General features: G+C 61.3%; 24 protein-coding genes. 9 read left to right on the top strand and 15 right to left on the bottom strand.

The window, feature by feature from the left end; genetic code table 11:
- The first annotated feature begins 23 nt into the window (after nt 1-23).
- Nucleotides 24-1,313 carry a glutamate-1-semialdehyde 2,1-aminomutase gene (gene hemL / locus FUU19_RS03530; RefSeq protein WP_230489609.1) on the top strand — a complete coding sequence of 430 codons (1,290 nt, stop codon included), beginning with the start codon at nt 24-26 and terminating at the stop codon, nt 1,311-1,313.
- Nucleotides 1,314-1,373: 60 nt separating this feature from the next.
- Here hemL and ampE read toward each other — a convergent pair whose 3' ends face one another.
- Together ampE and ampD are read right to left on the bottom strand one after the other, a co-directional pair.
- Nucleotides 1,374-2,228: a beta-lactamase regulator AmpE gene (gene ampE, locus FUU19_RS03525; protein WP_033631795.1), complete on the bottom strand. Its 855-nt coding sequence runs from the start codon at nt 2,226-2,228 to the stop codon at nt 1,374-1,376.
- On the bottom strand, nt 2,228-2,824 hold the full coding sequence (ampD, locus tag FUU19_RS03520; RefSeq protein WP_197833325.1) for a 1,6-anhydro-N-acetylmuramyl-L-alanine amidase AmpD: 597 nt from the start codon (nt 2,822-2,824) through the stop codon (nt 2,228-2,230). The genes ampE and ampD overlap by 1 nt, the downstream gene beginning before the upstream one ends.
- A gap of 84 nt (nt 2,825-2,908) precedes the next feature.
- On the opposite strand from ampD, the gene nadC reads away from it, so the two are divergent.
- The 4 genes from nadC to hofC all read left to right on the top strand — a co-directional run bounded on the left by nadC (nt 2,909) and on the right by hofC (nt 7,070).
- Complete coding sequence (gene nadC, locus FUU19_RS03515; RefSeq protein WP_141970951.1) at nt 2,909-3,799, top strand: carboxylating nicotinate-nucleotide diphosphorylase; 891 nt, start codon at nt 2,909-2,911, stop codon at nt 3,797-3,799.
- Nucleotides 3,800-3,988: 189 nt separating this feature from the next.
- Complete coding sequence (gene ppdD / locus FUU19_RS03510; protein WP_141970953.1) at nt 3,989-4,426, top strand: prepilin peptidase-dependent pilin; 438 nt, start codon at nt 3,989-3,991, stop codon at nt 4,424-4,426.
- Between the two features lie 5 nt (nt 4,427-4,431).
- The gene (gene gspE, locus FUU19_RS03505) at nt 4,432-5,874 is read left to right on the top strand and encodes a type II secretion system protein GspE (protein ID WP_230489608.1); all 1,443 of its coding nucleotides are present in this window, start codon (nt 4,432-4,434) and stop codon (nt 5,872-5,874) included.
- Nucleotides 5,871-7,070 carry a protein transport protein HofC gene (gene hofC, locus FUU19_RS03500; RefSeq protein ID WP_197833322.1) on the top strand — a complete coding sequence of 400 codons (1,200 nt, stop codon included), beginning with the start codon at nt 5,871-5,873 and terminating at the stop codon, nt 7,068-7,070. The genes gspE and hofC overlap by 4 nt, the downstream gene beginning before the upstream one ends.
- Nucleotides 7,071-7,121: 51 nt before the next feature.
- Here the strand turns inward: hofC and FUU19_RS03495 are convergent, their stop codons facing one another.
- Nucleotides 7,122-8,165 (bottom strand): GMP reductase, encoded by a 1,044-nt coding sequence (locus FUU19_RS03495; protein ID WP_015376656.1) that lies wholly within the window; start codon nt 8,163-8,165, stop codon nt 7,122-7,124.
- A gap of 362 nt (nt 8,166-8,527) precedes the next feature.
- Here FUU19_RS03495 and coaE point away from each other — a divergent pair, with 362 nt between their 5' ends.
- From coaE to yacG, 3 genes are read left to right on the top strand one after another with little or no spacing between them, the layout of a single operon-like run.
- The gene (coaE, locus tag FUU19_RS03490) at nt 8,528-9,142 is read left to right on the top strand and encodes a dephospho-CoA kinase (RefSeq protein WP_141970958.1); all 615 of its coding nucleotides are present in this window, start codon (nt 8,528-8,530) and stop codon (nt 9,140-9,142) included.
- A 5-nt stretch (nt 9,143-9,147) separates the two neighbouring features.
- Nucleotides 9,148-9,900 (top strand): cell division protein ZapD, encoded by a 753-nt coding sequence (zapD, locus tag FUU19_RS03485; RefSeq protein ID WP_025301579.1) that lies wholly within the window; start codon nt 9,148-9,150, stop codon nt 9,898-9,900.
- 51 nt (nt 9,901-9,951) lie between these two features.
- A complete protein-coding gene (gene yacG, locus FUU19_RS03480; RefSeq protein ID WP_025301578.1) occupies nt 9,952-10,143 on the top strand; it encodes a DNA gyrase inhibitor YacG in 192 nt (63 codons plus the stop codon).
- Between the two features lie 39 nt (nt 10,144-10,182).
- Here yacG and mutT read toward each other — a convergent pair whose 3' ends face one another.
- The 3 genes from mutT to secM form a co-directional block, all read right to left on the bottom strand.
- The gene (gene mutT / locus FUU19_RS03475) at nt 10,183-10,587 is read right to left on the bottom strand and encodes an 8-oxo-dGTP diphosphatase MutT (RefSeq protein ID WP_230489607.1); all 405 of its coding nucleotides are present in this window, start codon (nt 10,585-10,587) and stop codon (nt 10,183-10,185) included.
- Nucleotides 10,588-10,667: 80 nt separating this feature from the next.
- Nucleotides 10,668-13,376 (bottom strand): preprotein translocase subunit SecA, encoded by a 2,709-nt coding sequence (secA, locus tag FUU19_RS03470; RefSeq protein ID WP_141970962.1) that lies wholly within the window; start codon nt 13,374-13,376, stop codon nt 10,668-10,670.
- A gap of 82 nt (nt 13,377-13,458) precedes the next feature.
- Nucleotides 13,459-13,989: a secA translation cis-regulator SecM gene (gene secM, locus FUU19_RS03465; RefSeq protein ID WP_033641259.1), complete on the bottom strand. Its 531-nt coding sequence runs from the start codon at nt 13,987-13,989 to the stop codon at nt 13,459-13,461.
- A 26-nt stretch (nt 13,990-14,015) separates the two neighbouring features.
- On the opposite strand from secM, the gene FUU19_RS03460 reads away from it, so the two are divergent.
- On the top strand, nt 14,016-14,531 hold the full coding sequence (locus FUU19_RS03460; protein ID WP_025301574.1) for a DUF721 domain-containing protein: 516 nt from the start codon (nt 14,016-14,018) through the stop codon (nt 14,529-14,531).
- A 106-nt stretch (nt 14,532-14,637) separates the two neighbouring features.
- Here the strand turns inward: FUU19_RS03460 and lpxC are convergent, their stop codons facing one another.
- From lpxC to murD, 9 genes are all read right to left on the bottom strand, one after another.
- On the bottom strand, nt 14,638-15,555 hold the full coding sequence (gene lpxC, locus FUU19_RS03455) for a UDP-3-O-acyl-N-acetylglucosamine deacetylase (protein ID WP_025301573.1): 918 nt from the start codon (nt 15,553-15,555) through the stop codon (nt 14,638-14,640).
- A gap of 103 nt (nt 15,556-15,658) precedes the next feature.
- Nucleotides 15,659-16,813: a cell division protein FtsZ gene (ftsZ, locus tag FUU19_RS03450; RefSeq protein ID WP_004932757.1), complete on the bottom strand. Its 1,155-nt coding sequence runs from the start codon at nt 16,811-16,813 to the stop codon at nt 15,659-15,661.
- A gap of 74 nt (nt 16,814-16,887) precedes the next feature.
- Nucleotides 16,888-18,144: a cell division protein FtsA gene (ftsA, locus tag FUU19_RS03445; RefSeq protein WP_004932758.1), complete on the bottom strand. Its 1,257-nt coding sequence runs from the start codon at nt 18,142-18,144 to the stop codon at nt 16,888-16,890.
- A complete protein-coding gene (gene ftsQ, locus FUU19_RS03440; RefSeq protein ID WP_004932761.1) occupies nt 18,141-18,992 on the bottom strand; it encodes a cell division protein FtsQ in 852 nt (283 codons plus the stop codon). The genes ftsA and ftsQ overlap by 4 nt, the downstream gene beginning before the upstream one ends.
- Before the next feature lies 1 nt (nt 18,993).
- The gene (locus FUU19_RS03435) at nt 18,994-19,914 is read right to left on the bottom strand and encodes a D-alanine--D-alanine ligase (RefSeq protein ID WP_202670043.1); all 921 of its coding nucleotides are present in this window, start codon (nt 19,912-19,914) and stop codon (nt 18,994-18,996) included.
- Nucleotides 19,907-21,382, bottom strand: a complete 1,476-nt coding sequence (gene murC / locus FUU19_RS03430; protein WP_025301571.1) for a UDP-N-acetylmuramate--L-alanine ligase — start codon at nt 21,380-21,382, stop codon at nt 19,907-19,909. The genes FUU19_RS03435 and murC overlap by 8 nt, the downstream gene beginning before the upstream one ends.
- Nucleotides 21,383-21,465: 83 nt before the next feature.
- Nucleotides 21,466-22,530, bottom strand: a complete 1,065-nt coding sequence (gene murG / locus FUU19_RS03425) for an undecaprenyldiphospho-muramoylpentapeptide beta-N-acetylglucosaminyltransferase (RefSeq protein ID WP_103101742.1) — start codon at nt 22,528-22,530, stop codon at nt 21,466-21,468.
- Between the two features lie 3 nt (nt 22,531-22,533).
- Entirely contained in the window at nt 22,534-23,736 is a 1,203-nt protein-coding gene (gene ftsW / locus FUU19_RS03420) for a cell division protein FtsW (RefSeq protein WP_141970970.1), read from the bottom strand.
- Complete coding sequence (gene murD, locus FUU19_RS03415; RefSeq protein ID WP_025301569.1) at nt 23,733-25,052, bottom strand: UDP-N-acetylmuramoyl-L-alanine--D-glutamate ligase; 1,320 nt, start codon at nt 25,050-25,052, stop codon at nt 23,733-23,735. Before murD ends, ftsW begins: the two co-directional genes overlap by 4 nt.

The following is a 25,052-nucleotide window of genomic DNA, read 5'->3' as shown; positions in this document are numbered from 1 at the left end:
AAAGAGAATCCAGGAGCCGATTTATGAGCCTACACAGCAAGTCCGAAAGTCTGTACGCCCAGGCGCAACAGTTGATCCCCGGTGGGGTGAACTCTCCGGTGCGTGCATTCACCGGCGTAGGCGGTGTGCCGCTGTTTATCGAGCGGGCAGACGGGGCTTACCTGTTCGATGCCGACGGCAAGGCCTATATCGACTATGTCGGTTCCTGGGGGCCGATGGTGCTGGGGCATAACCACCCGGCGATCCGCGACGCGGTGATCGAAGCGGCGCAGCGCGGCCTGAGCTTCGGCGCGCCAACCGAGATGGAAGTCAAAATGGCGCAGTTGGTCACCGAGCTGGTGCCTACCATGGATATGGTGCGCATGGTGAACTCGGGCACCGAAGCTACCATGAGCGCCATCCGCCTGGCGCGCGGCTACACCAACCGCGATAAAATCATCAAGTTCGAAGGCTGCTACCACGGCCACGCCGACTGCCTGCTGGTGAAAGCCGGTTCCGGCGCGCTGACCCTCGGCCAGCCGAACTCACCGGGCGTGCCGGCCGACTTCGCCAAGCACACCCTGACCTGCACCTACAACGACCTGGATTCGGTGCGTGCCGCCTTCGAGCAGTACCCGTCCGAGATCGCCTGTATCATCGTCGAGCCGGTTGCCGGCAACATGAACTGCGTACCGCCGCTGCCGGAATTCCTGCCGGGCCTGCGCGCCCTGTGCGACAAGTACGGCGCGCTCTTGATCATCGACGAAGTGATGACCGGCTTCCGCGTGGCGCTGGCCGGCGCGCAATCCTATTACGGCGTTGAGCCGGATCTGACCTGCCTCGGCAAAATCATCGGCGGGGGGATGCCGGTGGGCGCCTTCGGCGGCCGTCGCGATGTGATGGAGGCGCTGGCGCCGACCGGTCCGGTCTACCAGGCGGGCACCCTGTCCGGCAACCCGATCGCCATGGCGGCGGGCTACGCTTGCCTGACCGAAGTGTCGCAGGTGGGCGTGCACCAGACGCTGACCGAACTGACCGAGATGCTGGCCGCAGGCCTGCTGCATGCGGCGCAGGAAGAGAATATCCCGTTGGTGGTCAACAACGTCGGCGGCATGTTCGGCCTGTTCTTCACCGACGCGCCGACAGTCACCTGCTACCAGGACGTGATGCAGTGCGACGTGGAACGCTTCAAGCGCTTCTTCCACCTGATGTTGGAAGAAGGGGTGTATCTGGCACCGTCCGCCTTCGAAGCGGGCTTCATGTCCGTGGCGCACAGCAAGGAAGACATCAAGCGCACCATCGACGCCGCGCGTCGCTGCTTCGCCAAGCTGTAATCCCGGCCGAATGGCCAAAAAAATGGGCGCCTCGGCGCCCGTTTTGTTTTTCGCTGCGGCTTAAAGCAGCGTGCCGTAAATGGTCAACAGCGCCACCACCACCACGATGATCATCGTCACCTTGCGCGCCAACGTCACCGCCGCGCGCGGCGTTTGCACCGGATCCATATGCGGATCGCGCGCCAGCGAGAACTGCGCCAGCCGCGTCAACACCTGATACGACGACGAATGCCGATCCCCCAGCGAGGCGAACCAGGCCGGCAGCGCGCGCTCGCCGTGGCCAAACAGCGCATAGGCCACCCCGGCCAAACGCACCGGGATCCAGTCCAGCCAGTTCAGCAGATGATCGATGCCCGACTGCGAACGCTCCAGCGGCGTATTGTGGCGCGCCAGCCAGGTTTGATAGGCGCGCAGGAAGGCATATCCCGCCAGCGCGATCGGCCCGTACGGCCCAAAGACCACGAACCAGAACAACGGCGCCAGGTAATAGCGGAAGTTGATCCACAGCAGCGCGTTTTGCAGCTCACGCAGGCGCAGCTCTTCGCTGCAGTCCACCGGCAAGCCGTGGATCAACGCCAGCTCTTCCGCCATCTGATCGCTGGCGTGGGTATCGCCCTGCCGCGCCGCTTTCAGGTAGGCGCGGTAGTGTTTGCGCTTGATGCCGGCGCCGACGCACAGCAGGTCGATGACGATCCACAGCAGCAGCGTCACCACGCCGAAGAACAACCCGTGCGACAACCACAGAACACCCCAGACGATCACCATCCAGGCGGCGGTCATCGCCAGCGTCTGCGCCAGCGAAACCCGATGCAGCCGTTGAAATACCACTTCGAGGCGATGATCCAGCTGCCAGTGTTCTCCCAGCTTGAACAGGCGTTCCCAGGCCAAAACCAGCAACAGCGTAAACAGCGTCATTAGCGATTCCTCTCCCTTTTTCTTGTCTCAAGCATAGCGTCAGCGGGCGCGCCGCGTTGTTCCAGAGATGCCAGATAGCGATCCCAATCGAACGCCGGCCCGGGATCGGTCTTGCGGCCGGGGGCGATATCGCAATGCCCGGCGATATTGGCCACCAGCGGCGGATAACGTTCGGCCAGCAGCGCGGTGACCGCCTGCAGCGTGCGATATTGCGCCTCGGTATAGGGTAATTGGTCAGTGCCTTCCAGCTCGATGCCGATGGAGAAATCGTTGCACCGCTCACGTCCCTGATACAGGGAAACGCCTGCGTGCCAGGCACGCTGGTCGAAAGGCACATACTGCACCATCTCCCCGTCACGGCGGATCAGGCAATGCGCCGACACCCGCAGCTGATGGATTTCAACGAAATAAGGGTGCTGCGCAGGGTCGAGCGTGCCGGTGAACAGCTGGTCAATATAGGGGCCACCGAACTCGCCGGGCGGCAGGCTGATGTTGTGGATGACCAGCAGCGAGGGCGGCTCGTCATCCGGGCGCCGATCGCAGTGCGGCGAGACCACTCGCGTCACCCCGACAATCCAGCCATTTTCCAACTGCATCAGACACCTCTCTGCGGTGGTACTTATTCCTGCAACAGAGTAGCATGTTCCCCTACGATCTAACCGTCCATTTCGGAGTTTTCCATGCCGACACGCCGCTACAGTGCCGACAGTCGCCGCACCGAGCTTCTTGAACGAATTGAAAGTGATATTCCCTATGCCGTCGCCCAGGCGCTGCGCGAAGACCTGGGGGGTGAAGTCGACGCCGGGCGCGATATTACCGCGCAATTGTTACCGGCGGACAAGCAGGCCGAGGCCACCGTCATCACCCGCGAAACCGGCGTGTTCTGCGGCCAACGCTGGCTGAATGAAGTCTTTATTCAGTTGGGCAACCAGGTGCAGGTGGAGTGGCTGGTGGCAGACGGCGACCGTCTGGCGCCGAACCAACCCCTTTGCCGGCTGCACGGCCCCGCGCGGGTGATGCTGACCGGCGAGCGCACCGCGCTGAACTTCGTGCAGACGCTCTCCGGCGTGGCGACCGAGGTCAGCCGCTACGTGGCCCTGCTGGAAGGCACCCGGACTCGCCTGCTCGATACCCGCAAGACCTTGCCCGGCCTGCGCACCGCGCTGAAATACGCCGTGCTGTGCGGGGGCGGCAGCAACCACCGGTTGGGGCTGTCCGACGCCTTCCTGATCAAGGAAAACCACATCATCGCCTCCGGCTCAATCAAAAACGCAGTGGAAAAAGCCTTCTGGCTGCACGCCGACGTGCCGGTGGAAGTGGAAGTCGAATCGCTCGATGAGCTGCAGCAGGCGCTGGATGCCGGTGCCGATATCATCATGCTGGACAATTTCAGCGTCGAGATGATGCGCCAGGCGGTCGCCCAAACCCAGGGCCGCGCCCAGCTGGAAGTGTCCGGCAACGTCACCAGCGAGACGCTGCGCACCTTCGCCGAGACCGGCGTGGATTACATTTCGGTCGGCGCGCTGACCAAGCACATCACCGCACTCGATCTGTCGATGCGCTTCAAATGATCCCCTCGCTCCCGGCCGCTGCCGGGGGCGTTACCATAAAATTGCGAACCCCCTCTCACCATTTTTTTCACCGCTGCAAACGACATCATTACTGATGGAAGCGCGCCGAGAAACGCGTAAAACCCGCTCGCCGTGCCCCCGAGCAAGCCGCTACCGTTGCCTTCCACACCCCAATGGAGGAAACAACACATGGAAACGCAACGCGGCTTTACCCTGATAGAACTGATGGTGGTGATCGCCATCATCGCCATCCTCAGCGCCATCGGCATTCCCGCCTACCAGCGCTACATCCAGAAAGCGGCGATGACCGACATGCTGCAAACCATGGCGCCGTATAAGCTGGCGGTCGAGCTGTGCGTGCTGGACGAGGGCGCCCCCGCCGGCTGTGAGGCCGGCAGCAAAGGCATCCCCACCGGCGGCTCGTCGCGTTACGTCAGCGGGGTGAAGGTCGTTAAAGGGGTGATCACGCTGACCGGCACCCAAACGCTGCAGGGGCTGGCGGTAGCATTAACCCCCAAATCCAACGCCGATGGGCTGACCCGCTGGAGCCGGCTGTGCAGCAGCGAAAACGCGACGCTGGTTGAGGTATGCCAGGAAGTCTTCCGCTTCGACAACGCGGCGGAGTAACGGCGATGAACGCGCAAATCAGCGAAGAGGTTCACGCCCTGTGCCGGCGCTATCAGGCGCTGGCGCTGAGCGAAGACCCGACCACTCTGACGGTCGCGCTCAGCGAAGAAGCGCCGCAGGGGCTGCTGGCGGCGCTGCGTTTCGCCACCGGCAAGCACATCCATTTGGAACAATGGCCGGCGGCCAGGCTGGAACTGGCGCTGAATCAGCACCACGAGCCGCTCTCGGCAGCGTTGGCGGCCGAAGAGGACACGACCGACATCGCCTACCCCGACGACGGCGATGCGCCGGTGGTACAGTTCATTAACCAGACGCTGCGCCTAGCCATTCAGCGCCGCGCCTCGGACATCCACTTCGAGCCCTTTCGGCAGCATTTTCGCATTCGTCTGCGCATCGACGGCGTACTGCAAACCCTCGCCTCGCCGCCGCAGCAGCTGACCGCGCGCCTCATCGCCCGGCTGAAGATCCTCGGCCAGTTGGATATCGCCGAGCGCCGTCAGCCTCAGGACGGACATCTCAGCCTGACGCTGGACAGCGCGCGCTATGCCATGCGTATCGCCACCCTGCCGACGCTGCACGGCGAAAAGGTGGTGCTGCGCGTTCAGCAGGGTGAGCAGCAGGAGCTGCCGCTGGATCAACTGGGCATGAGCCGGGCGGATCTGGCGCGCTACGCGACGGCGCTGGCCTGCCCGCAAGGGTTGATCCTGGTGACCGGCCCGACCGGCAGCGGCAAGACGGTCACGCTGTACAGCGGTCTGCGCCAGTTGAACGATGCGCAAAGCAACCTGTGCAGCGTCGAGGATCCGGTCGAGATCCCGCTGTTCGGCGTCAATCAAACCCAGATCAACGCCAAAACCGAGCTGAGTTTCGCCCGGGTGCTGCGCGCCCTGCTGCGCCAGGATCCGGACGTCATCATGATCGGCGAGATCCGCGATGCGGAAACCGCCGAGATCGCGGTCAAGGCCGCACAAACCGGCCACCTGGTGCTGTCGACGCTGCATACCAACTCCACCGGCGAAACCCTGACACGGCTGATGCACATGGGGATCCCCGGTTACCTGCTCGCCGGCTGCCTGAAGCTGGTCGTCGCGCAGCGGTTGGTGCGCAGGTTGTGCCGCCACTGCCGATACCCACATAGCCAGCCGACGCATTTTCCCACAGCGGTCTGGCCAGAACCGCTGACCGCCTGGCGCGCTGACGGCTGCGAGCATTGCTTCGGCGGCTACTATGGGCGCATCGGCGTGTATGAGCTGTTGGCCATTACGCCGGAAATACAGGCGGCGCTGCTGGCGAACGCTGCTCCTAGCCTGCTGGCGAATGTCGCCCGTGAGCAGGGGCAGCTTTCGCTGCTGCAGGCCGGGCTGACTCTGGCCGCCGAAGGCACGACCTCGCTGGAAGAACTGTATCGCGTGATCGACGTCGTCCAGCTCGGCGTAACCACGCCATGAAAGCGCGGCGCCTGTTTCTGTGGCAGGCTTTCGACGCTCAGGGCGCCTTACGCCGCGGCGAACTGATGAGCGAAGAAAAACGGCAGGTGAGCCGATTACTGATTGAGCAAGGCATGCAACCGTGGCGGATCGGGCACGGCAAACGCGTCACGCCCGGCCAGTGGCGTGGGGAACCGTTAATCCACTTCACGCGCCAACTCGCTACTCTGTTGCAGGCCGGGCTGCCGCTGGTCAATACGCTGCAGCTGCTGGCGACAGAGCACCCTTCGGCAGCCTGGCGTTGCCTGTTGCGTCAGTTGGCAGAACAGGTGCGCGAAGGGCAGCCACTCTCCGAAACCCTTGCCGCGCAACCAGGCGTTTTTCCGCCTATCTATCGCCAACTGATCGCCATCGGCGAACTGACCGGCAACCTCGATCGCTGTTGCCTGCAGCTGGCACAACAGCAGGAAGCCCAGCTGCTGCTGCGCCGCAAAGTGACCAAAGCGCTGCGGTATCCCCTCTTCATTTGTGCGGTGGCGCTGTTGGTCAGCGTGCTGATGCTGGTGATGGTGCTGCCGGAATTCGCCAAGGTTTATCAGTCGTTCGATGCGCCGCTGCCCTGGTTTACCCAAGGGTTATTGGGGGTGTCTGCGCTGCTGATCGCCGTTGGCCCCTATTTGGCGCTGCTGCTCGGCGCATTGCTGCTCGGCTATTGCCGCTGGCTACATCCGCGCCCGCCATGGCGCCGACGTGAACAGGCCGCCTTGCTGCACCTGCCGCTGATCGCCCGGCTGGTGAGCGGCGGCGCGCTGAGCCAAACGTTTCGTATTCTGACCATGACCCAACGCGCGGGGCTGACGCTGGTGGAAGGGTTAAACGCGGCGATGCTGGCGGCGGATCATCTGCTATACCGACAAGCGCTGGAACAGGTGCAGCGGCAGATCGCCGAAGGCGAGGCGTTTCATCATGCTCTGGGCCTGCAACCGCTGTTTCCGCCGCTGTGCCGGCAACTGGTGCGGGTGGGCGAAGAATCCGGTTCGCTGGACGCCTTGCTGGAAAAATTGGCGCAGTGGTATGAACGGCAGACGCACGAGTTGGCCGATACGCTGGCGCAAACGCTGGAGCCGCTGCTGATGCTGGTGGTGGGCGGGATTGTCGGGGCTTTGGTGATCGCTATGTACCTGCCTATTTTTCAACTGGGCAGCGTGCTGGGATAACAAGAGGTTAGCGGGCGCCGCTGTGCGCAGCGCCCGAATGCGAGGTGCGGCTTATTTGCTGCCGAAGACGCGGTTTTCCTGCTCCGCCACGCGGATAAAGGTGGTGCGCTTGGTCAGCTCTTTCAGGCGCTCTGCACCGACGTAGGTACAGGCGGAACGCAGGCCGCCGAGGATATCGCGCACGGTGAACTCCACCTCGCCGCGCAGCGGCAGCTTGACGGTTTTGCCTTCGGCCGCGCGATATTCCGCCACGCCGCCGACGTGGCGCTTCATCGCCGACTCGGAGCTCATGCCGTAGAACAGCATGAACTTCTCGCCGTTCTCTTCCACCACGGTGCCTTCGCACTCGTCGTGGCCGGCCAGCATGCCGCCCAGCATCACGAAGTCAGCGCCGCCGCCGAAGGCTTTGGCGACGTCGCCCGGTACCGAGCAGCCGCCGTCGCTGACGATTTGGCCACCCAGCCCATGGGCCGCATCGGCGCATTCGATTACCGCCGACAGCTGCGGGTAGCCCACGCCGGTTTTCACGCGGGTGGTACAAACTGAGCCCGGGCCGATGCCGACCTTAACGATGTCGGCGCCGGAAAGGATCAGCTCTTCCACCATCTCGCCGGTCACTACGTTACCGGCGCAGATCACGTGATTCGGGCAGGCTTCGCGCGCTTTCTGCAGGAAGGCGACGAAGTGTTCAGAGTAGCCGTTGGCCACGTCGATACAGATGAATTTCAGCGCCGGAGACAGGGCCAGGATCTGCTGCATTTTGGCGAAGTCGGCTTCGGAAGTACCGGTGGACACCATCACATGGCGCAGCACCGATTCCGGCATGCGCTGCACGAAGTCAGCCCATTGCTCGACGCTGTAATGCTTGTGTACGGCGGTGAGAACGTCGAAAGAAGCCAGGGCCTCGGCCATGCGGAAGGTGCCCACCGTGTCCATGTTGGCGGCGATAATCGGCACGCCGGACCAGCTGCAACCTGAATGTTTGAAGGTAAACTGACGTTCCAGTTCAACCTCGGAACGGCTTTTCAGCGTGGAGCGCTTAGGGCGGATCAACACGTCTTTAAAGCCCAACTTCAAATCTTCTTCAATACGCATGACTTATGATTTCCTGGTTAATGGCGACGGATCGCAAGGAGGATATTCGAACCTCTGCCCGACGGCTTTCCAGTGGCGCAAAAAGACGGCGGCGAGATTAATGCCAGTTCCAGTGACGTTATAATACGCGCTAATAATCGCCGAACAAGACTGCGAATTCGCCTTTATTTACGCTACAATCCGACAAATTTACCTGCATAATTGCAGTGTGATTGCCCGCTCATTTTTGCCGTGCCGCTGCGCTTTTTCTCGCCACTCGATCGGTGCCGATGCGCAAGCGCCGCCTGCCGACTTGCACTTCTGCGCGATCGCTTTATGATTCGACTATTATTTTTTTATGAACATCGGATGCACCTAACACCATGGCCTACATTGTTGCGTTGACCGGGGGCATAGGCAGCGGCAAGACGACCGTCGCGAACGCCTTTGCGCGCCACGGCGCAACCCTCGTCGATGCCGACGTGATCGCCCGTCAGGTCGTCGAGCCGGGCACCCCTGCTTTGGCCGCGATCGCCGAGCGATTTGGTAATGAAATGTTGCTGCCGGACGGCGCGTTGAACCGCGCTACGCTGCGTCAGCGCATCTTCAGTCATCCCGATGACAAAACCTGGCTGAACCAGCTGCTGCATCCGCTGATACACCGTGAAACCCAGCGCCAACTGGCGCAGGCCACCGGCCCATACGCGCTGTGGGTCGTGCCGCTGCTGGTGGAAAACGGTCTGCAGGATCGCGCCGATCGGGTGCTGGTGATCGACGTCGACGCCGAAACCCAGCTGGCTCGCACCATCGCGCGCGACGGCGTCAGCCGTGAGCAAGCGCAGAGCATTCTCGCCGCCCAGGCCACGCGCCGGCAGCGCCTCGCCGTGGCGGATGACATTATTGACAACAGCGGCGCCGCTCAGGGGATAGAGCCACAGGTCGCCGCACTGCATCGTCGCTACCTTGAACTGGCGGCAACAGCGCCCCAACAGGATTAAACTGCATGAGTGATGTTTCCCCAACCGTTCTCTTTGAACATCCGCTGAACGAAAAAATGCGCACCTGGCTGCGCATCGAATTCCTGCTGCAACAGCTGCACGGCCAACGCGCCCTGAGTGAAACCGCCATCGCCCTCACCTTCTTTCGCACCGTCTCCGACCTGCTGGACGTGCTGGAGCGCGGCGAAGTGCGCACCGAACTGCTTAAAGAGCTGGAGCGCCAGCAGCAGAAACTGTTGGCCTGGGCCGATGTGCCGGGCGTGGATATGGCGCTGATTGACCAGCTGCGCGGCCAGTTGAAGTCGCGCTCATCGGCGCTGATGGCGGCGCCGCGCCTCGGCCAGGCGCTGCGTGAAGACCGGCTGATCGGTCTGGTCCGTCAGCGGCTGAACATTCCCGGCGGCTGCTGCAGCTTCGATCTGCCAACCCTGCACATGTGGATGCACGCGCCGCAGCAGGATCGCGATGCCGACGTCGCCGCCTGGCTACAGTCGCTGGATCCGCTGAACCAGGCGCTGATCATGGTGTTGGATCTGATCCGCCAATCCGGGCCATTCCGCAATCAAATCAGCCTGAACGGCTTTTTCCAGGACAACGCCGAAGGGGCGGATCTCCTGCGCCTGCGCCTCCATCTGGCGCCGCAGCTTTATCCGCAGATTTCCGGCCACAAGACGCGTTATGCCATTCGTTTCCTGCCGCTGGACAGTGAAAATGGCGTGGTGCCTGAACGCCTGACGTTCGAACTGGCCTGTTGTTGAACTTGTGAAAGAAAGCCTTCTCAGCACTGACAGAAGGCGTAAGGAACCGTTATGACGACCGTAGTAAAATGCCCAACCTGTGGCACCGGCGTGGTTTGGGGTGAAGTCAGCCCGTTCCGGCCGTTTTGCAGCAAACGCTGCCAGTTGATTGACCTTGGCGAATGGGCCGATGAAGAGAAGCGCATTCCGAGCAACAGCGATCTGTCGGAAAGCGAAGACTGGAGTGAACTCGACGACCGCTAATCGCCGGTTGAAGGCCTGGCGGGCGCCAGGCCAATCTAGTTATTGCGCGGCGTTAGCCTGCGCTACCAGCAGTTGAATAATGCCGACGTTGGCTTCCGGGAACTCGTCTTCACGCAGATCGGCCTGTTTTACCCAGCGCATCGGTTGCCCCTCACGGCCGAACGGCTCACCCGTCCAGGCTTCCACCAGATAAAAATTCAGCGTTACGATGCGATCGCTGAAGCGGTGTTCCACCACCTCCAGCAGTTCGGCACGTTCGGCTTCGATACCGGTCTCTTCACGCAGCTCGCGGCTCAGCGCCTGTTCCGCCGTTTCATCCTGTTCGATCTTGCCGCCGGGAAACTCCCAGAATCCGGCCATGTGCGCGTCGGCGGCGCGGCGGGTAATAAAGATCTCCCGTTGAGCATTGCGGATGATGCCCACGGCGATATTCAGATGTTTCATCTCACCCTCCTGATGGGTGCCAAAAAACAGGGGCTCAGCAAGCTGAACCCCTGGGTGTTATCGGTTAACCGCGGCCGGCATTACTGCAGGCGGCCGTGACACTGCTTGTATTTCTTGCCGGAGCCGCATGGGCAAGGATCGTTGCGGCCCACTTTACGCTCGGCGGTGGCCGGCGCGTTCGGATCTTCAGTCACCAGCGCGTTCTCGTCGTGATGGCTCAGCTGTTGGTGCTGCGCCAGGCGCTCGGCCTCTTCACGGCGCTGCTGTTCCAGCGCTTCCACCTCTTCCGGCATCCGCACCTGCACCTTGCTCAGCACGCTGATCACTTCATATTTCAGCGATTCCAGCATGGTGGCGAACATGTTGAAGGATTCGCGCTTGTACTCCTGCTTCGGATCTTTCTGTGCATAGCCGCGCAGGTGGATACCCTGACGCAGGTAGTCCATCGCCGCCAGGTGCTCTTTCCACAGGGAATCCAGCGTCTGCAGCATCACGCCCTTCTCGAAATTGCGCATCATTTCGCTGCCGACCACTTCTTCCTTACGCAGGTACTGCTCTTTGGCGTTCTCCAGAATACGTTCGCGCAGCGTCTCTTCGTGCAGCTCCGGCTCTTTGTCCAGCCATTGTGCGATCGGCATCTCCAGATCGAAGTCGTTCTTCAGGCGCTCTTCCAGCCCTTGAATATCCCACTCTTCTTCCAGCGACTGCGGCGTGATGTAGTTGTCGATGGTGCTCTTGAACACGTCTTCGCGGATGCTGGCGATGGTTTCGCTCACGTCGGACACGTCCAGCAATTCGTTACGCTGGCTGTAGATGGCGCGGCGCTGATCGTTGGCGACGTCGTCGTATTCCAGCAGCTGCTTACGGATGTCGAAGTTGCGGCTCTCCACCTTGCGCTGAGCGTTGGCAATCGCCTTGGTCACCCACGGGTGCTCAATCGCCTCGCCTTCTTTCATACCCAGTTTACGCATCATGCCGGACACGCGATCCGAAGCGAAGATACGCATCAGGGCATCTTCCATCGACAGGTAGAAGCGGGATGAACCGGCGTCGCCCTGACGACCGGAACGGCCGCGCAGCTGGTTATCGATACGGCGCGATTCATGGCGCTCGGTGCCGATGATATGCAGGCCACCCGCCGCCAGCACCGCGTCGTGGCGTACTTTCCAGGCCGCTTTGATGGCTTCAATTTGTTCTTCGGTCGGCTCTTCCAACAGCGCCACTTCGGCCTGCCAGCTGCCGCCCAGCACGATGTCGGTACCACGGCCCGCCATGTTGGTGGCGATGGTTACCGCACCGCTCTGGCCGGCCTGGGCGACGATGTCCGCTTCCATGGCGTGGAATTTGGCGTTCAGCACCTTGTGCTCGATACCCGCTTTGGTCAGCTCATGGGAAACCACTTCGGATTTCTCGATTGAGATGGTACCCACCAGCACTGGCTGGCCTTTGGCGGTACGCTCGCGGATGTCTTCGATGATGGCACCGATCTTCTCTTTCTCGGTCATGTACACCAGATCCGGCATATCCTTACGGATCATCGGACGGTTGGTTGGCACCACGATGGTGTCCAGCTTGTAGATCGAGCTGAATTCGAAGGCTTCGGTATCGGCGGTACCGGTCATCCCGGCCAGCTTCTCGTACAGACGGAAGTAGTTCTGGAAGGTAATCGAAGCCAGCGTCTGGTTCTCGTTCTGGATCTCCACGCCTTCTTTGGCTTCCACCGCCTGGTGCAAACCGTCGGACCAGCGGCGGCCCTGCATGGTACGGCCGGTGTGCTCATCGACGATGATCACTTCGCCGTCTTTCACGATGTAGTCCACGTCGCGGGTAAACAGCACGTGGGCGCGCAGCGCGGCGGTAACGTGGTGCATCAGCATGATGTTGGTCGGCGAGTACAGCGATTCGCCTTCATCCATGATGCCGGCTTCTACCAGCATCTCTTCGATCAGGATCAGGCCGCGTTCGGTCAGGTGAACCTGACGCGCCTTCTCATCCACCGAGAAGTGCCCTTCACCCTTGAAGGTGTCGGAGTCTTCTTTTTCCTGGCGGATCAGTTTAGGGATCAGCTTGTTAACCTTGATGTACATCTCGGAGCTGTCTTCTGCCGGGCCGGAGATGATCAGCGGCGTACGCGCTTCATCGATCAGGATGGAGTCCACCTCATCCACCAACGCATAGTGCAATTTACGCTGCACGCGCTCTTCCGGGCTGAACGCCATGTTGTCGCGCAGGTAGTCAAAACCGTATTCGTTGTTGGTACCGTAGGTGATGTCGGCAGCGTAAGCTTCACGCTTGGCCGGTGCCGGCATGCCCGGCAGGTTGATGCCGATGCTCAGGCCGAGGAACTCGAACAGCGGACGGTTGTTTTCGGCGTCACGCTGCGCCAGATAGTCGTTGACGGTCACGACGTGCACACCGCGGCCGCTCAGGGCGTTCAGGTAGGCCGGCAGCGTCGCGGTCAGGGTTTTACCTTCACCGGTGCGCATCTCGGCGATGCAGCGATCGTTCAACACCATACCGCCCAGCAGCTGAACGTCGAAGTGACGCATGCCGAACACGCGCTTGCTCGCCTCACGCACTACGGCGAAGGCTTCAGGGATCAGGCTGTCCAGCGACTCGCCTTTCTCCAGGCGTGCGCGGAACTCGTTGGTTTTCGCTTTCAGCTCGTCATCGGACAGTTTTTCCATGTCCGGTTCCATACGGTTGATCTGCTCAACCACTTTGCGCATGCGGCGCAGGGTACGATCGTTACGGCTGCCAAAAACTTTGGTTAATAATTTCACTAACATGATGTTTGATATCTCTGTCATGACGGCCGAGCACGGCAGTCAACTTGCTATTATTTATGGTTTTTGTGCCCGAAGGGCGAAGTCAGACGAGCGCGGCGGGCCCGGCACGAATGCCTTGCACCTGCGCCACCCACAGGCCGGTCTGGTGCCGTGCCAGCGTTGGCAACACCTCAAGGTGGGTATGACGAATGATGGTCGGCGGCTTCGGCTCGTGCGTCAGCAGCGCGTTGAGAGTAGAAAGCAGCGCCAGTTGCGCCACTTGCAAAGGGGGCTCCGCTTCGGCTTCGCTCTCCTGCACCCGCGCATAAACTGCCTGCGGCGCCAGCGCGAAAGAGAGGTGACGAATGACGGTGCGCAGCGCATGTTGCTGCCAATAATCTACGCTGAAGGTAGGACGGCGGTGCGCGTCCTGCAGCAGAGCCAGGCTATTGAAGGTGCCGTTGGCCGAATTTTGCCGGTTAAGGCTGGACGACGTATTCGGCAGTGCGGCCTGATCGGGGGCGCCGGACAAATTGGAAGACGCGCCAAGCGTGGCCGCAACCATCCCTAACAGGAGATGGGGCCAGAAATAACGTCTGCCAAATTGTCGCCAACGATTTAGAATACCGATCACGAGTTTATAATCCGCCGGAGCCCATTATGCGCGATAGCCGTCCACAATTATTAGATGTCCTGTTCGACGACGCGTCTGCCGGCAGCAAAGGGACGCTGCAAAACGTCCAGCAACGCGCGGTGGCGCTACTCAAGCTTAACCGTGCAGTGAAGGGCTTGTTGCCCGCTCCCCTGCATCCCTGGTGCCGCGTCGCGAATTTCCGACAGGGTATTTTAGTGCTCGAAACGGCAAATGCCAGTTGGATGATGCGCTTGCGCTACGAACAACCCGCTTTGCTATCTGCACTACGAGCGCAAATTCTACCATCATTGTCGTCGATCGACATCAGGATTAATCCGGCCTTGATGGCGAAAGGCAGCAACCAGGTGCAAAACGCCGAAAAAGCGCCTGAAAAACCCGTGCCAATGCGGCATTTGAGTCTGGAAAGTGCGGAGGAACTGAGAGGATTGGCGAGCCGTAGCCCGGAGAAACTGCGCAAGATTTTGGAACGGCTGGCTGCATTGGCCGGAGAGGGTACCAACACAACCAGTCGTGATAAGTAATCAGCGACACGAACTGCAAAACATCCGACAGCCGGCATCACGAGCCTGAATGATCAGGCTCTCAGAGGATGCGCCTGCCGTTATTCGCAGGCGAGGAATTCAGACCTTACGCCAATACGGTAGACGGTGCCTTGAATGCCAATGGCATTTCGGCTTCGTCCTGGAAGGTCACGTATTCCCACGCTTCCTGCTTGGCCAGCACGGCCTGCAGCAGTTTGTTGTTCAGCGCGTGGCCAGACTTGAACGCGGTGAACGCGCCAATGATGTTGTGGCCGCACATGAACAGGTCGCCGATGGCGTCCAGCATTTTGTGACGTACAAATTCGTCTTCGAAACGCAGACCGTCTTCGTTCAGCACGCGATAATCATCTACCACGATGGCGCAATCGAAGCTGCCGCCCAGGGCCAGGCCACGGGACTGCAGGTATTCGATATCACGCATGAAACCGAAGGTGCGAGCGCGGCTGATTTGACGCACGAACGACTCAGCCGAGAAATCAAGACGATAGCGCTGAGCGCTGGCGTCGATAGCCGGGTGGTTGAAGTCGATGGTGAAGTCCAGGCGGAACCCGTTATGCGGGGACAGCTCGGCCCACTTGTCGCCATCTTCAACACGCACGGTCTCTTTCAGACGCAGGAATTTCTTCGCCGAGTTCAGTTCTTCGATGCCGGCATCCAGCAGCAAGAACACGAACGGACTGGCGCTGCCGTCCATGATTGGGATTTCAGCGGCGTCGACTTCAATGACGATGTTGTCGATGCCCAGCCCAGCCAGCGCGGCGTTGAGGTGCTCAACGGTCGAAATACGCACGTCATGCTCATTCACCAGGCAAGTACAGAGCATGGTATCACGCACGGATTTTGCATCAGCCGGAAAATCAACCGGTGGATTCAAGTCAGTGCGACGATAGATGACCCCGGTATTAGCCGGCGCTGGGCGCATTGTCAGCGTGACTTTCTTGCCGGTATGCAAACCGACGCCAGTCGCCTGAACAATACGTTTTAATGTCCTTTGTTTGATCATCGTTTTATCTCGCAATGTTATCCATCCTACCAGCCAAGCATACAGCATGGCTGGCGGGACAGTTTAGCACAAAGAGCGGAGATTCCAAATTCTCAGGATATTCTTAGTCTGCCTGTTTACGCAGGAAGGCTGGAATATCAAGATAGTCGGGCTCTTTATTCGGCTGCGCAGCTTGGTCGTTGACCACCTTGGCGGCAGGTTTCACTTCCTGCGGCAGAGGCGACATACCGTGCTGCTGATAACGGTGATCCATCACCGGCTGGCTGGCCTGCTTATTGGTCACCAGGGTGATTTCAGGACGTTTGTCCATACCGATACCGGTTGCAACCACGGTAACGCGCAGTTCGTCGTTCATTTCCGGATCCAGCGAGGTACCGATAACCACGGTAGCGTTGTCGGACGCGAACGCGCGGATGGTGTTACCCACGGTTTCGAACTCATCCAGACGCAGGTCGAAGCCGGCGGTAATGTTGACCAGCACGCCGCGCGCACCGGACAGGTCGATGTCTTCCAGCAGTGGGCTGGAGATCGCCATTTCGGCCGCTTCTTCGGCACGGTCTTCACCGCAAGCCACGCCGGAACCCATCATCGCGTAGCCCATTTCGGACATCACGGTGCGCACGTCGGCGAAGTCGACGTTCATCAGGCCCGGACGGGTGATCAGCTCGGCGATACCCTGCACCGCGCCTTTCAGCACGTCGTTGGCCGCGCCGAACGCGTCCAGCAGAGAGATGCCGCGACCCAGAACTTTCAACAATTTGTCGTTCGGGATGGTGATCAGCGAGTCCACGTGTTTGGACAGTTCAGCGATACCCTGCTCCGCGAATGCCATGCGCTTCTTGCCTTCGAAGTTGAAAGGCTTGGTCACCACGGCCACGGTCAGAATACCCAAATCTTTAGCCACTTCAGCCACCACTGGCGCCGCACCGGTACCGGTACCGCCGCCCATGCCGGCTGCGATGAAGACCATGTCTGCGCCGTCCAGCGCTGCGCGCAGGGCTTCGCGGTCTTCTTCCGCTGAATTGCGACCCACTTCAGGGTTCGCGCCCGCACCCAGACCTTTGGTAATACCGCTACCAATCTGGATGGTTTGGCCAACCGCCGTTTTGCGGAGCGCCTGGGCGTCCGTGTTCACAGCGAAGAATTCAACACCTTCGATGCGCTCGCGCACCATGTGTTCAACGGCGTTGCCACCGCCGCCGCCGACGCCGATGACTTTAATCACCGCGTCATTGGTTAGTTCCATTGGTTCAAACATAGTTTCTCTCCGTTTTGTGCCTGTCGCTGCGAGATCATAAAAAGATTACTCAGCATGATCTCTTTGTTGAAACATTAAAACTCTTTTCTCAGCCAGCTATTGATGCGTTTAAACCAATTGCCCACCGAGGCGCGTTTTTCTACTTCTGTCTCACCGCTCAGGTGAGACTCTTTTCCATAGTGCAGCAGACCTACCGCCGTCGAGTAGTAAGGCTCCTGCGCATAATCCGTCAGACCCGTGATGTTCAAGGGTTGGCCGATGCGTACCTGAGTGTGGAACACCCGTTGCGCACAGGCTGCCAGGCCATCAATCTGGGCGGCACCACCGGTCAGCACGATACCGGCTGCCAGATGATGCTTCACCCCTTGCTGACGCAGTTGCTCCTGCAATTGCAAAATTTCATCGTTAACCAGATTCAACAGTTCGGTGTAGCGTGGCTCAATGACTTCAGCCAGCGTCTGTCTTTGCAGACTGCGCGGAGGACGTCCCCCGACGCTAGGCACCTCTACATTCTCATCCTTGCTAACAATCGACCCAAGCGCACAGCCGTGTCGAACTTTAATCGCTTCCGCGTCGGTCGGCGGCGTGCCGAAGGCGTAGGCGATATCGCTGGTGACCACGTTCCCGGCATAAGGGATCACTTTGGTGTGGCGCAGCGCACCGCCGGTGTACACCGCCATATCCATGGTGCCGCCGCCGATATCCACCACGCAAACGCCGAGTTCGCGTTCATCTTCGGTCAGCACCGCGTAGCTCGCGGCCAGACCGGCGAAAATAAGTTGGTCAACTTTCAGGCCGCAACGTTCCACGGCCTTGACGATGTTCTTCGCCATATCGTTATGGCAGGTAATCAGATGCACCTTGGCCTGCATGCGCACGCCGGACAGCCCAACCGGGTTTTTGATGCCTTCCTGATAATCGATGGCGTATTCCTGAGGAATCACGTGCAGGATGCGATGTTCGTCGCGCACGCGCACCGATTTGGCGGTGTGCACCACGTTCTCCACGTCGTCCTGCGTCACTTCCTCTTCCGAGATCGGCACCATGCCGATTTCGTTCTGGCAGCTGATGTGCTTGCCCGACAGCGCCAGATACACCGACGAGATCTGGCAGTCCGCCATCAGCTCGGCCTGATCGATGGCGCGCTGTACGCACTTCACCACCGACTCCAGGTCGTTTACGCCACCCTTATCCATGCCGCGAGACGGGCAGCTGCCCACCCCGATAATGTTGACCATGCCATCGGGCAGAACTTCCCCTACCAACGCGGAGACTTTTGCAGTACCGATCTCCAGTCCAACTACCAGTTTTCTGTCCGTCGACTTGATCATTGTTGTTTTGCCTGTGCCTGATTCTGTTGCTGATTACTGTTTTGCTGACCGCCAAGCGCCTGCGGATCGACCAACACCGGAGCCCATCCTACCGAAGCGCCGGACTCGTAGCGCAGATCGACATAGCTGACACGCTTGCTCTCCGCCTGGCCCTGCTGCTGCAATACCGGGTAAAGCTCGATAAACCGCTGCAAACGCCCGTTGCGGTCATCGCGCCCCAGCTCAAGCCGGACATCGTTGTCCAGCGCCAGCTGCCAGGAATGGCGCGCGGTCATCGCCGCCATTTTCAGCGTATATTTGCTGGCCGCCAACGTGGCGCTCATCGCCCGATAGCCCTCCAGCACATCCTGCTCGCTCCCTTCCGGCCCGTAGAGCAGCGGCAACTTCTGCTTGCCCGCCCGCTCCGCCGGCACGCTGAACGCTTTGCCCTCGGCGTCCACCATGTGCAAATCGTTCCAGCGCGCCACCGGAACGTACTCCACCAAATGGATCTTCAGCTCATCCGGCCATTGTTTGCGCACGCTGGCCTGCTTGATCCACGGCAGACGTTCGATCTGCTGCTGGATGACGTCCACATCCTGCGTCATAAAGGTGCCGGGTGCGCCCAGCGCCAGGATCGCCTGACGAATATCATCGTTGGTGGTGTAGTGGCGTTCGCCGGTCACCACCAGCCTTGAGAGCGGCAGGCGACTGGCGTCTTTCATCCAGCCAAGCACCGCCCAACCGCTCCACACGACCGTTCCCAACACCATCAGCAGGAAAATCATTCCCGCCAACTGGGTTCCATTGCTGCGGCGCGGGCCGTTATCCACCTCGCGATCGCGCGCATTCAGGGCAGCTTGCGACATATCAGTCGGCCAACTCCAAAATTCTCGCCACTAGCTGCGAGAAGCTTAATCCAAACTGGCGCGCTGCCATCGGCACCAGGCTATGACTGGTCATGCCCGGGGAGGTGTTCACCTCAAGCAGATAGAAGCTGCCATCGCTGTCTTGCATCACGTCGACGCGGCCCCAGCCGCTGCAGTCCAGGCCGCGGTAGGCGCGCAGCGCCAACGCCGCCATTTCGGCTTCCTGCTCGGCGCTCAAACCGCTCGGGCAGAAGTATTGCGTGTCGTCCGAAATGTACTTGGCCTGATAGTCGTAAAACACGCCGGCCGGCTGGATACGGATCGACGGCAGCACCTGGTCGCCCAGCATCGCCACGGTGTATTCCGGGCCGCTCAGCCACTTTTCCACCAGCACATCGTCGTCATGGCGGAAGGCTTCTTCCAGCGCGGCTTCCAACGTGGCGCTCTCGGTGACCTTGCTCATGCCGACGCTGGAGCCTTCGCGGCTCGGCTTGACGATCAGCGGCAGGCCGAGATCCGCCACGCGCGCCAGCAGCGCCGCTTTTTCAACGCCGAGGTACAGCTGGCGATTCAACGCCACGTAAGGCGCCACCGGCAAGCCCATCGACTGCCACACCATCTTGGTGCGCCATTTATCCATGGTCAGCGCCGAGGCCATCACGCCGCTGCCGGTATAAGGCAGCTCGAGGAACTCCAGCAGCCCCTGCAGGGTACCGTCCTCGCCGCCGCGGCCGTGCAGCGCGATAAACACTTTGGTGAACCCCTGATCTTTCAGCTGGGTTACCGGGAAATCGCGGGTATCGACGCCGTGCGCATCGATGCCGGCTTCGCGCAACCCGGCCAGCACCGCGGCGCCGGATTGCAGGGAAACGTCACGTTCGGCGGAGGTGCCGCCCAGCAGAACTGCAACTTTATCAGCCATGGTGCTCCTCCTCTTTCTTCGGCGGCTGCAGCTTCAGCTCGGCCAGTTTACGGGCGATTTTGCCCACGTTGCCGGCGCCTTGCACCAGCACCAGATCTTCATCCTGCAGCAGCTGCGCCAGGGTTTCCGGCACGGTATCGGCATCGGAAACCAGGATCGGATCCAGCTTGCCGCGGCTGCGGATGGTACGGCACAGCGAACGGCTGTCCGCGCCCGGAATCGGCGCTTCGCCGGCGGCGTACACGTCGAGCATCAGCAGCACATCCACCTGCGACAGCACGTTGGCGAAATCGTCGTACAGATCGCGGGTGCGCGTATAACGGTGCGGCTGGAAGATCATCACCAGACGCTTGTCCGGCCAGCCGGCGCGCGCCGCTTTCAGCGTGGCGTCCACCTCGGTCGGATGGTGGCCGTAGTCGTCCACCAGCATCGCGCTGCCCGCTTTGCCGTTGACCGGCTCCAGCGGGAACTCGCCGAGGAAATCGAAGCGACGCCCGGTCCCCTGGAAGCCCGCCAGCGCGCGCAGGATATCTTCGTCGTCGATGCCTTCTTCGGTCGCGACCGCTACCGCCGCCGCCGCGTTCAACGCATTGTGGCGGCCCGGCGCGTTCAGCGTCACCGTCAGCAACGGTTTGTCCTGACGGCTCAGGGTAAAGTGCCCCTGCGGCCCAATCTGCCGGTAGTCTTCGATGCGCACATCGGCATCTTCACTGAAGCCGTAGGTGGTAATGTGGCGACCCACGCGCGGCAACAGCTCGCGCACTACCGGATCGTCGATGCACATCACCGCACGGCCGTAGAACGGCAGGTTGTGCAAGAAATTGATAAACGTCTGCTTCAGGTTTTCGAAGTCGCCCTGGTAAGTGTCCATATGGTCGGCTTCGATGTTGGTGACCACGGCCACCATCGGCTGCAGATGCAGGAACGACGCATCGCTCTCATCCGCTTCCGCGATCAGATAACGGCTGGACCCCAGTCGCGCGTGGGTGCCCGCCGCCTTCACCAACCCGCCATTGACGAAGGTCGGGTCCAGGCGGGCTTCGGCGTAAATGCTCGAAACCATCGCCGTGGTGGTGGTTTTGCCGTGCGTGCCGGCGATAGCGATGCCGTGGCGAAAACGCATCAGCTCCGCCAGCATTTCTGCGCGGCGAATCACCGGGATGCGCGCTTCACGGGCGGCGACGATCTCCGGGTTGTCGGCGGAGATGGCGGTAGACACCACCACTACGCTCGCATCCAGCACGTTTTCCGGACGGTGATTGAAGTAAATCGTCGCCCCGAGCGCGCTCAACTGCTGGGTGACCGGATTCGGCGCCAGGTCGGAGCCGCTGATCTGATACCCTTCGTTTGCCAACACTTCGGCGATACCACCCATGCCGGCGCCACCGATGCCGACAAAGTGAATGTGCCGGACGCGACGCATCTCGGGCACGATAGTACGTAGTTTCGCCAGTTGTTGTGTATTCATCACTCTCTCTAATCCGGATCCGGTACCCCGGCCCTACATCACATTGCTTTATTCAGGTTCGGCATACCGAACCCCTGCATTCGTTACTTGGCGAGCCGCACCAGCTCCGCCGCCACGCGCTCGGTGGCATCCGGAATGGCGACCGCACGCGCTTTCTCGGCCATGACCAGCAGCGTCTTGCGATCCCAGCTCGCCAGCAGTTCGGCCACCACATCGGCGTTGAACTGCGGCTGTTCGATAATCTTCGCCGCGCCGGCTTCTTCCAGCGGACGTGCGTTCCAGTACTGCTGACGGTCCTTGTGCATGAACGGCACGAAGATCGCCGGCAGCCCCGCCGCCGCGATTTCGCTGACGGTCAACGCGCCGGAGCGGCAGACCACCACGTCGGCCCAGGCATAGGCGGCGGCCATGTCGTCGATGAACTCGGTCACCTTGTGCTGCGTCTGCCCTACCCTTTCGTAGTCGCGCAGCACCGTTTCCAGCGCGCCCTTGCCAACCTGATGCCAGAGCGTAATTCTATCGCCCAAACGCGCCGCGACTTCAGGAACTGTCTGATTCAGCACGCGCGCGCCCTGACTTCCGCCAATCACCAGCACGCGGATCGGGCCTTCGCGCCCTTGCAACCGCTCCGCCGGCAACGGCAGCGCCAACACGTCGGTACGCACCGGGTTGCCCACCACCTCGGCGTTCGGGAACGCGCCGGGGAAGGCCTGCATCACTTTGGCGGCGATGCGCGCCAGCCAGCGGTTGGTCAAGCCGGCGATGCCGTTCTGCTCGTGCAGCACCACCGGGATGCCGCACTGCCAGGCCGCCAGGCCGCCGGGGCCGGAAACGTAGCCGCCCATCCCCAGCACCACATCCGGCTGATAGCTGCGCATGATGGCTTTCGCCTGGCGCACCGCCTGCCAGATCCGCAGCGGCGCGGTCAGCTGGGCCTTCAGGCCTTTGCCGCGCAGGCCAGAGATGCGGATAAAATCAATCTCGATCCCGTGCTTCGGCACCAGATCGGCTTCCATTCGGTCTGCGGTTCCGAGCCAGCGCACCTGCCAGCCCTGCGCCATCAGATGATGCGCGACCGCCAGCCCCGGGAACACGTGCCCGCCGGTACCGCCTGCCATCACCATTAAACGCTTAGGTTTCCCGCTCATCCCTTACCTCTTCACAAACGCCTGAGCCTTGGTCAGGCGCGTTTCATAATCAATTCGCAGCAACAGCACGATGGCCGTCGACATAATCAGCAAGCTCGAACCGCCGTAACTGATCAGCGGCAGCGTCAGACCTTTGGTCGGCAGCATGCCTGCCGCGGCACCGACGTTAACCAGCGCCTGGAAGCTGAACCATACGCCGATCGCGCAGGCCAGGAAGCCGGAGAAGCGTTGGTCGATCTCCAGCGCGCGGCGCCCGATGGACATCGCGCGAAAAGCGACGAAGAATACCATTAACAGGGCTAAAACCACACCGATATAGCCCAGTTCTTCACCCAAAATGGAGAAGATGAAGTCGGTGTGCGCTTCCGGCAAATACTCCAGTTTCTGCACCGAGTTGCCGAGCCCCTGCCCCCAGAACTCGCCGCGGCCAAAGGCCATCAGAGACTGGGTCAGCTGGTAGCCGCTGCCGAACGGATCGGCCCACGGGTTCCAGAACGAGGTCACGCGGCGCATACGGTAAGGTTCAGCAATGATCAGCAGCACTACGGCGAACGCGCCGGAACCGATGATCGCCAGGAACTGCCACATTTTCGCACCGGCCAGGAACAGCATCGCCAGCGTGGTGATGAACAGCACTACCACGGTGCCGAGGTCCGGCTGCGCCAGCAGCAGTACCGCCAACACCACCATCACGCCCATCGGCTTGCAGAAGCCCCAGAAGTTGCTGCGCACCTCTTCCACCTTGCGCACCAGATAGCTCGCCAGGTAACAGAACAGCGACAGCTTGGACAGCTCCGCCGGCTGAATACGCAGCGGGCCGAGCGCGATCCAGCGCGAAGCCCCGTTTACCGAGCTCCCCACCACCAGTACGATCAGCAGCATCACGATCGACATCAGCAGCATCACGTTGCTGTAGCGCTGCCAAACTTCCATCGGGATGCGCAGCGTCACCAGCGACAGGCCGAACGCCAGGCCGAGGTACAGCGCATCACGTTTGGCGAACAGGAACGGATCGTCCGCCAGGCGTTGGCCGATCGGCATCGACGCCGAGGTCACCATCACGAAGCCGATGATCGCCAACCCGAAGGTCAGCCACAGCAGGGTGCGATCGTACAGCACCATGTTGACCGCGTCGTTGTCGCGCGCGCCGGTCACCCAGTCTTTCAGCCGTTCTGTCAGCCCGAAGTTCGGCAAGCGTAGTTTCATCCGCCAAGCTCCTGCGCCAGGCGGGCGAACTCATCGCCGCGCACTTCAAAATTACGGAACTGATCGAGGCTGGCGCAGGCCGGCGACAGCAATACCATGTCGCCAGGCTGTACGCGGCCGGCGATGGTGCGCATCGCCTGCTCCATGGTCTCGGTCAGCGTCGCCACCTCCGGCCGCAGCTGTGCCAGCTGGGCGCCGTCGCGGCCAAAGCAATACAGACGCACGTTGTCGCCCTGCAGGTAGCGCGCCAGCGGCGAGAAATCGGCGGACTTGCCGTCGCCGCCCAGCAGCAGATGCAGCGTGCCGTCTACCTGCAGGCCGTTCAGCGCCGCTTCGGTACTGCCGACGTTGGTGGCTTTGGAATCGTTGATCCAACGCACGCCGTTGTGCTCCCAGGCCAGCTGGAAGCGGTGCGCCAGGCCGGTGAAGGTGGTCAGCGCCTTCAGGCTGGACGCGCGCGGGATATTGACCGCATCCGCCAACGCCAGCGCCGCCAGGGCGTTGGTGTAGTTGTGGCGGCCAGTCAGCTTCATCTCGCGCGTATTCAGTACCTTCTCACCGCGCACCCGCAGCCAGGTTTCCCCCTGCTGGCGGTTCAGGTGATAATCGCCGACGTCCGCACCGAAGCTGACGCAGCGCTCGTCGGCGCCGCGCACCGGCATGGTCAGCGCGTCGTCCGCGTTCACCACGCACACGGCGGCATTTTCATAGACGCGCAGCTTGGCGCCGCGATACTGCTGCAGGCCGAACGGATAACGATCCATATGATCTTCGGTCACGTTCAGGATGGTCGCCGCCGCCGCCCGCAGGCTATACGTCGTTTCCAGCTGGAAGCTGGACAGCTCCAGCACGTAAAGCTGGCATTCCTGACGCAACAGGCTCAGCGCCGGCAGGCCGATATTGCCGCCCACGCCCACCGCCCAACCGGCGGCTTTCGCCATCTCGCCCACCAGGGTGGTGACGGTGCTTTTGCCGTTGGAGCCGGTGATCGCCACGATCGGCGCCTGCGCTTCACGGCAGAACAGTTCGACGTCGCCGACGATTTCCACGCCGGCGTCCGCCGCGGCGCTCAATGCCGGGGTCGCCAACGCGACGCCCGGACTGGCGACGATCAGATCCGCCGCCAGCAGCCAGTCCTGATTCAGATCGCCCAGATGGCGCTCCACGCTTTCAGGCAGTTTGTCCAACCCTGGCGGCGCGATACGGGTATCCATCACGCGCGGCGTCACGCCGCGCGCCATGAAGAAATCGACGCAGGACAGGCCGGTGAGGCCCAACCCGATGATGACGACTTTTCTACCCTGATAGTCTGCCAT

This window comes from Serratia montpellierensis (assembly GCF_020858655.1).
In the GTDB taxonomy this organism is placed as follows: Bacteria; Pseudomonadota; Gammaproteobacteria; order Enterobacterales; family Enterobacteriaceae; genus Serratia; species Serratia montpellierensis.
Note: the sequence above shows the minus strand (reverse complement) of the source record. Positions and strands in the feature narration are given on the sequence as shown.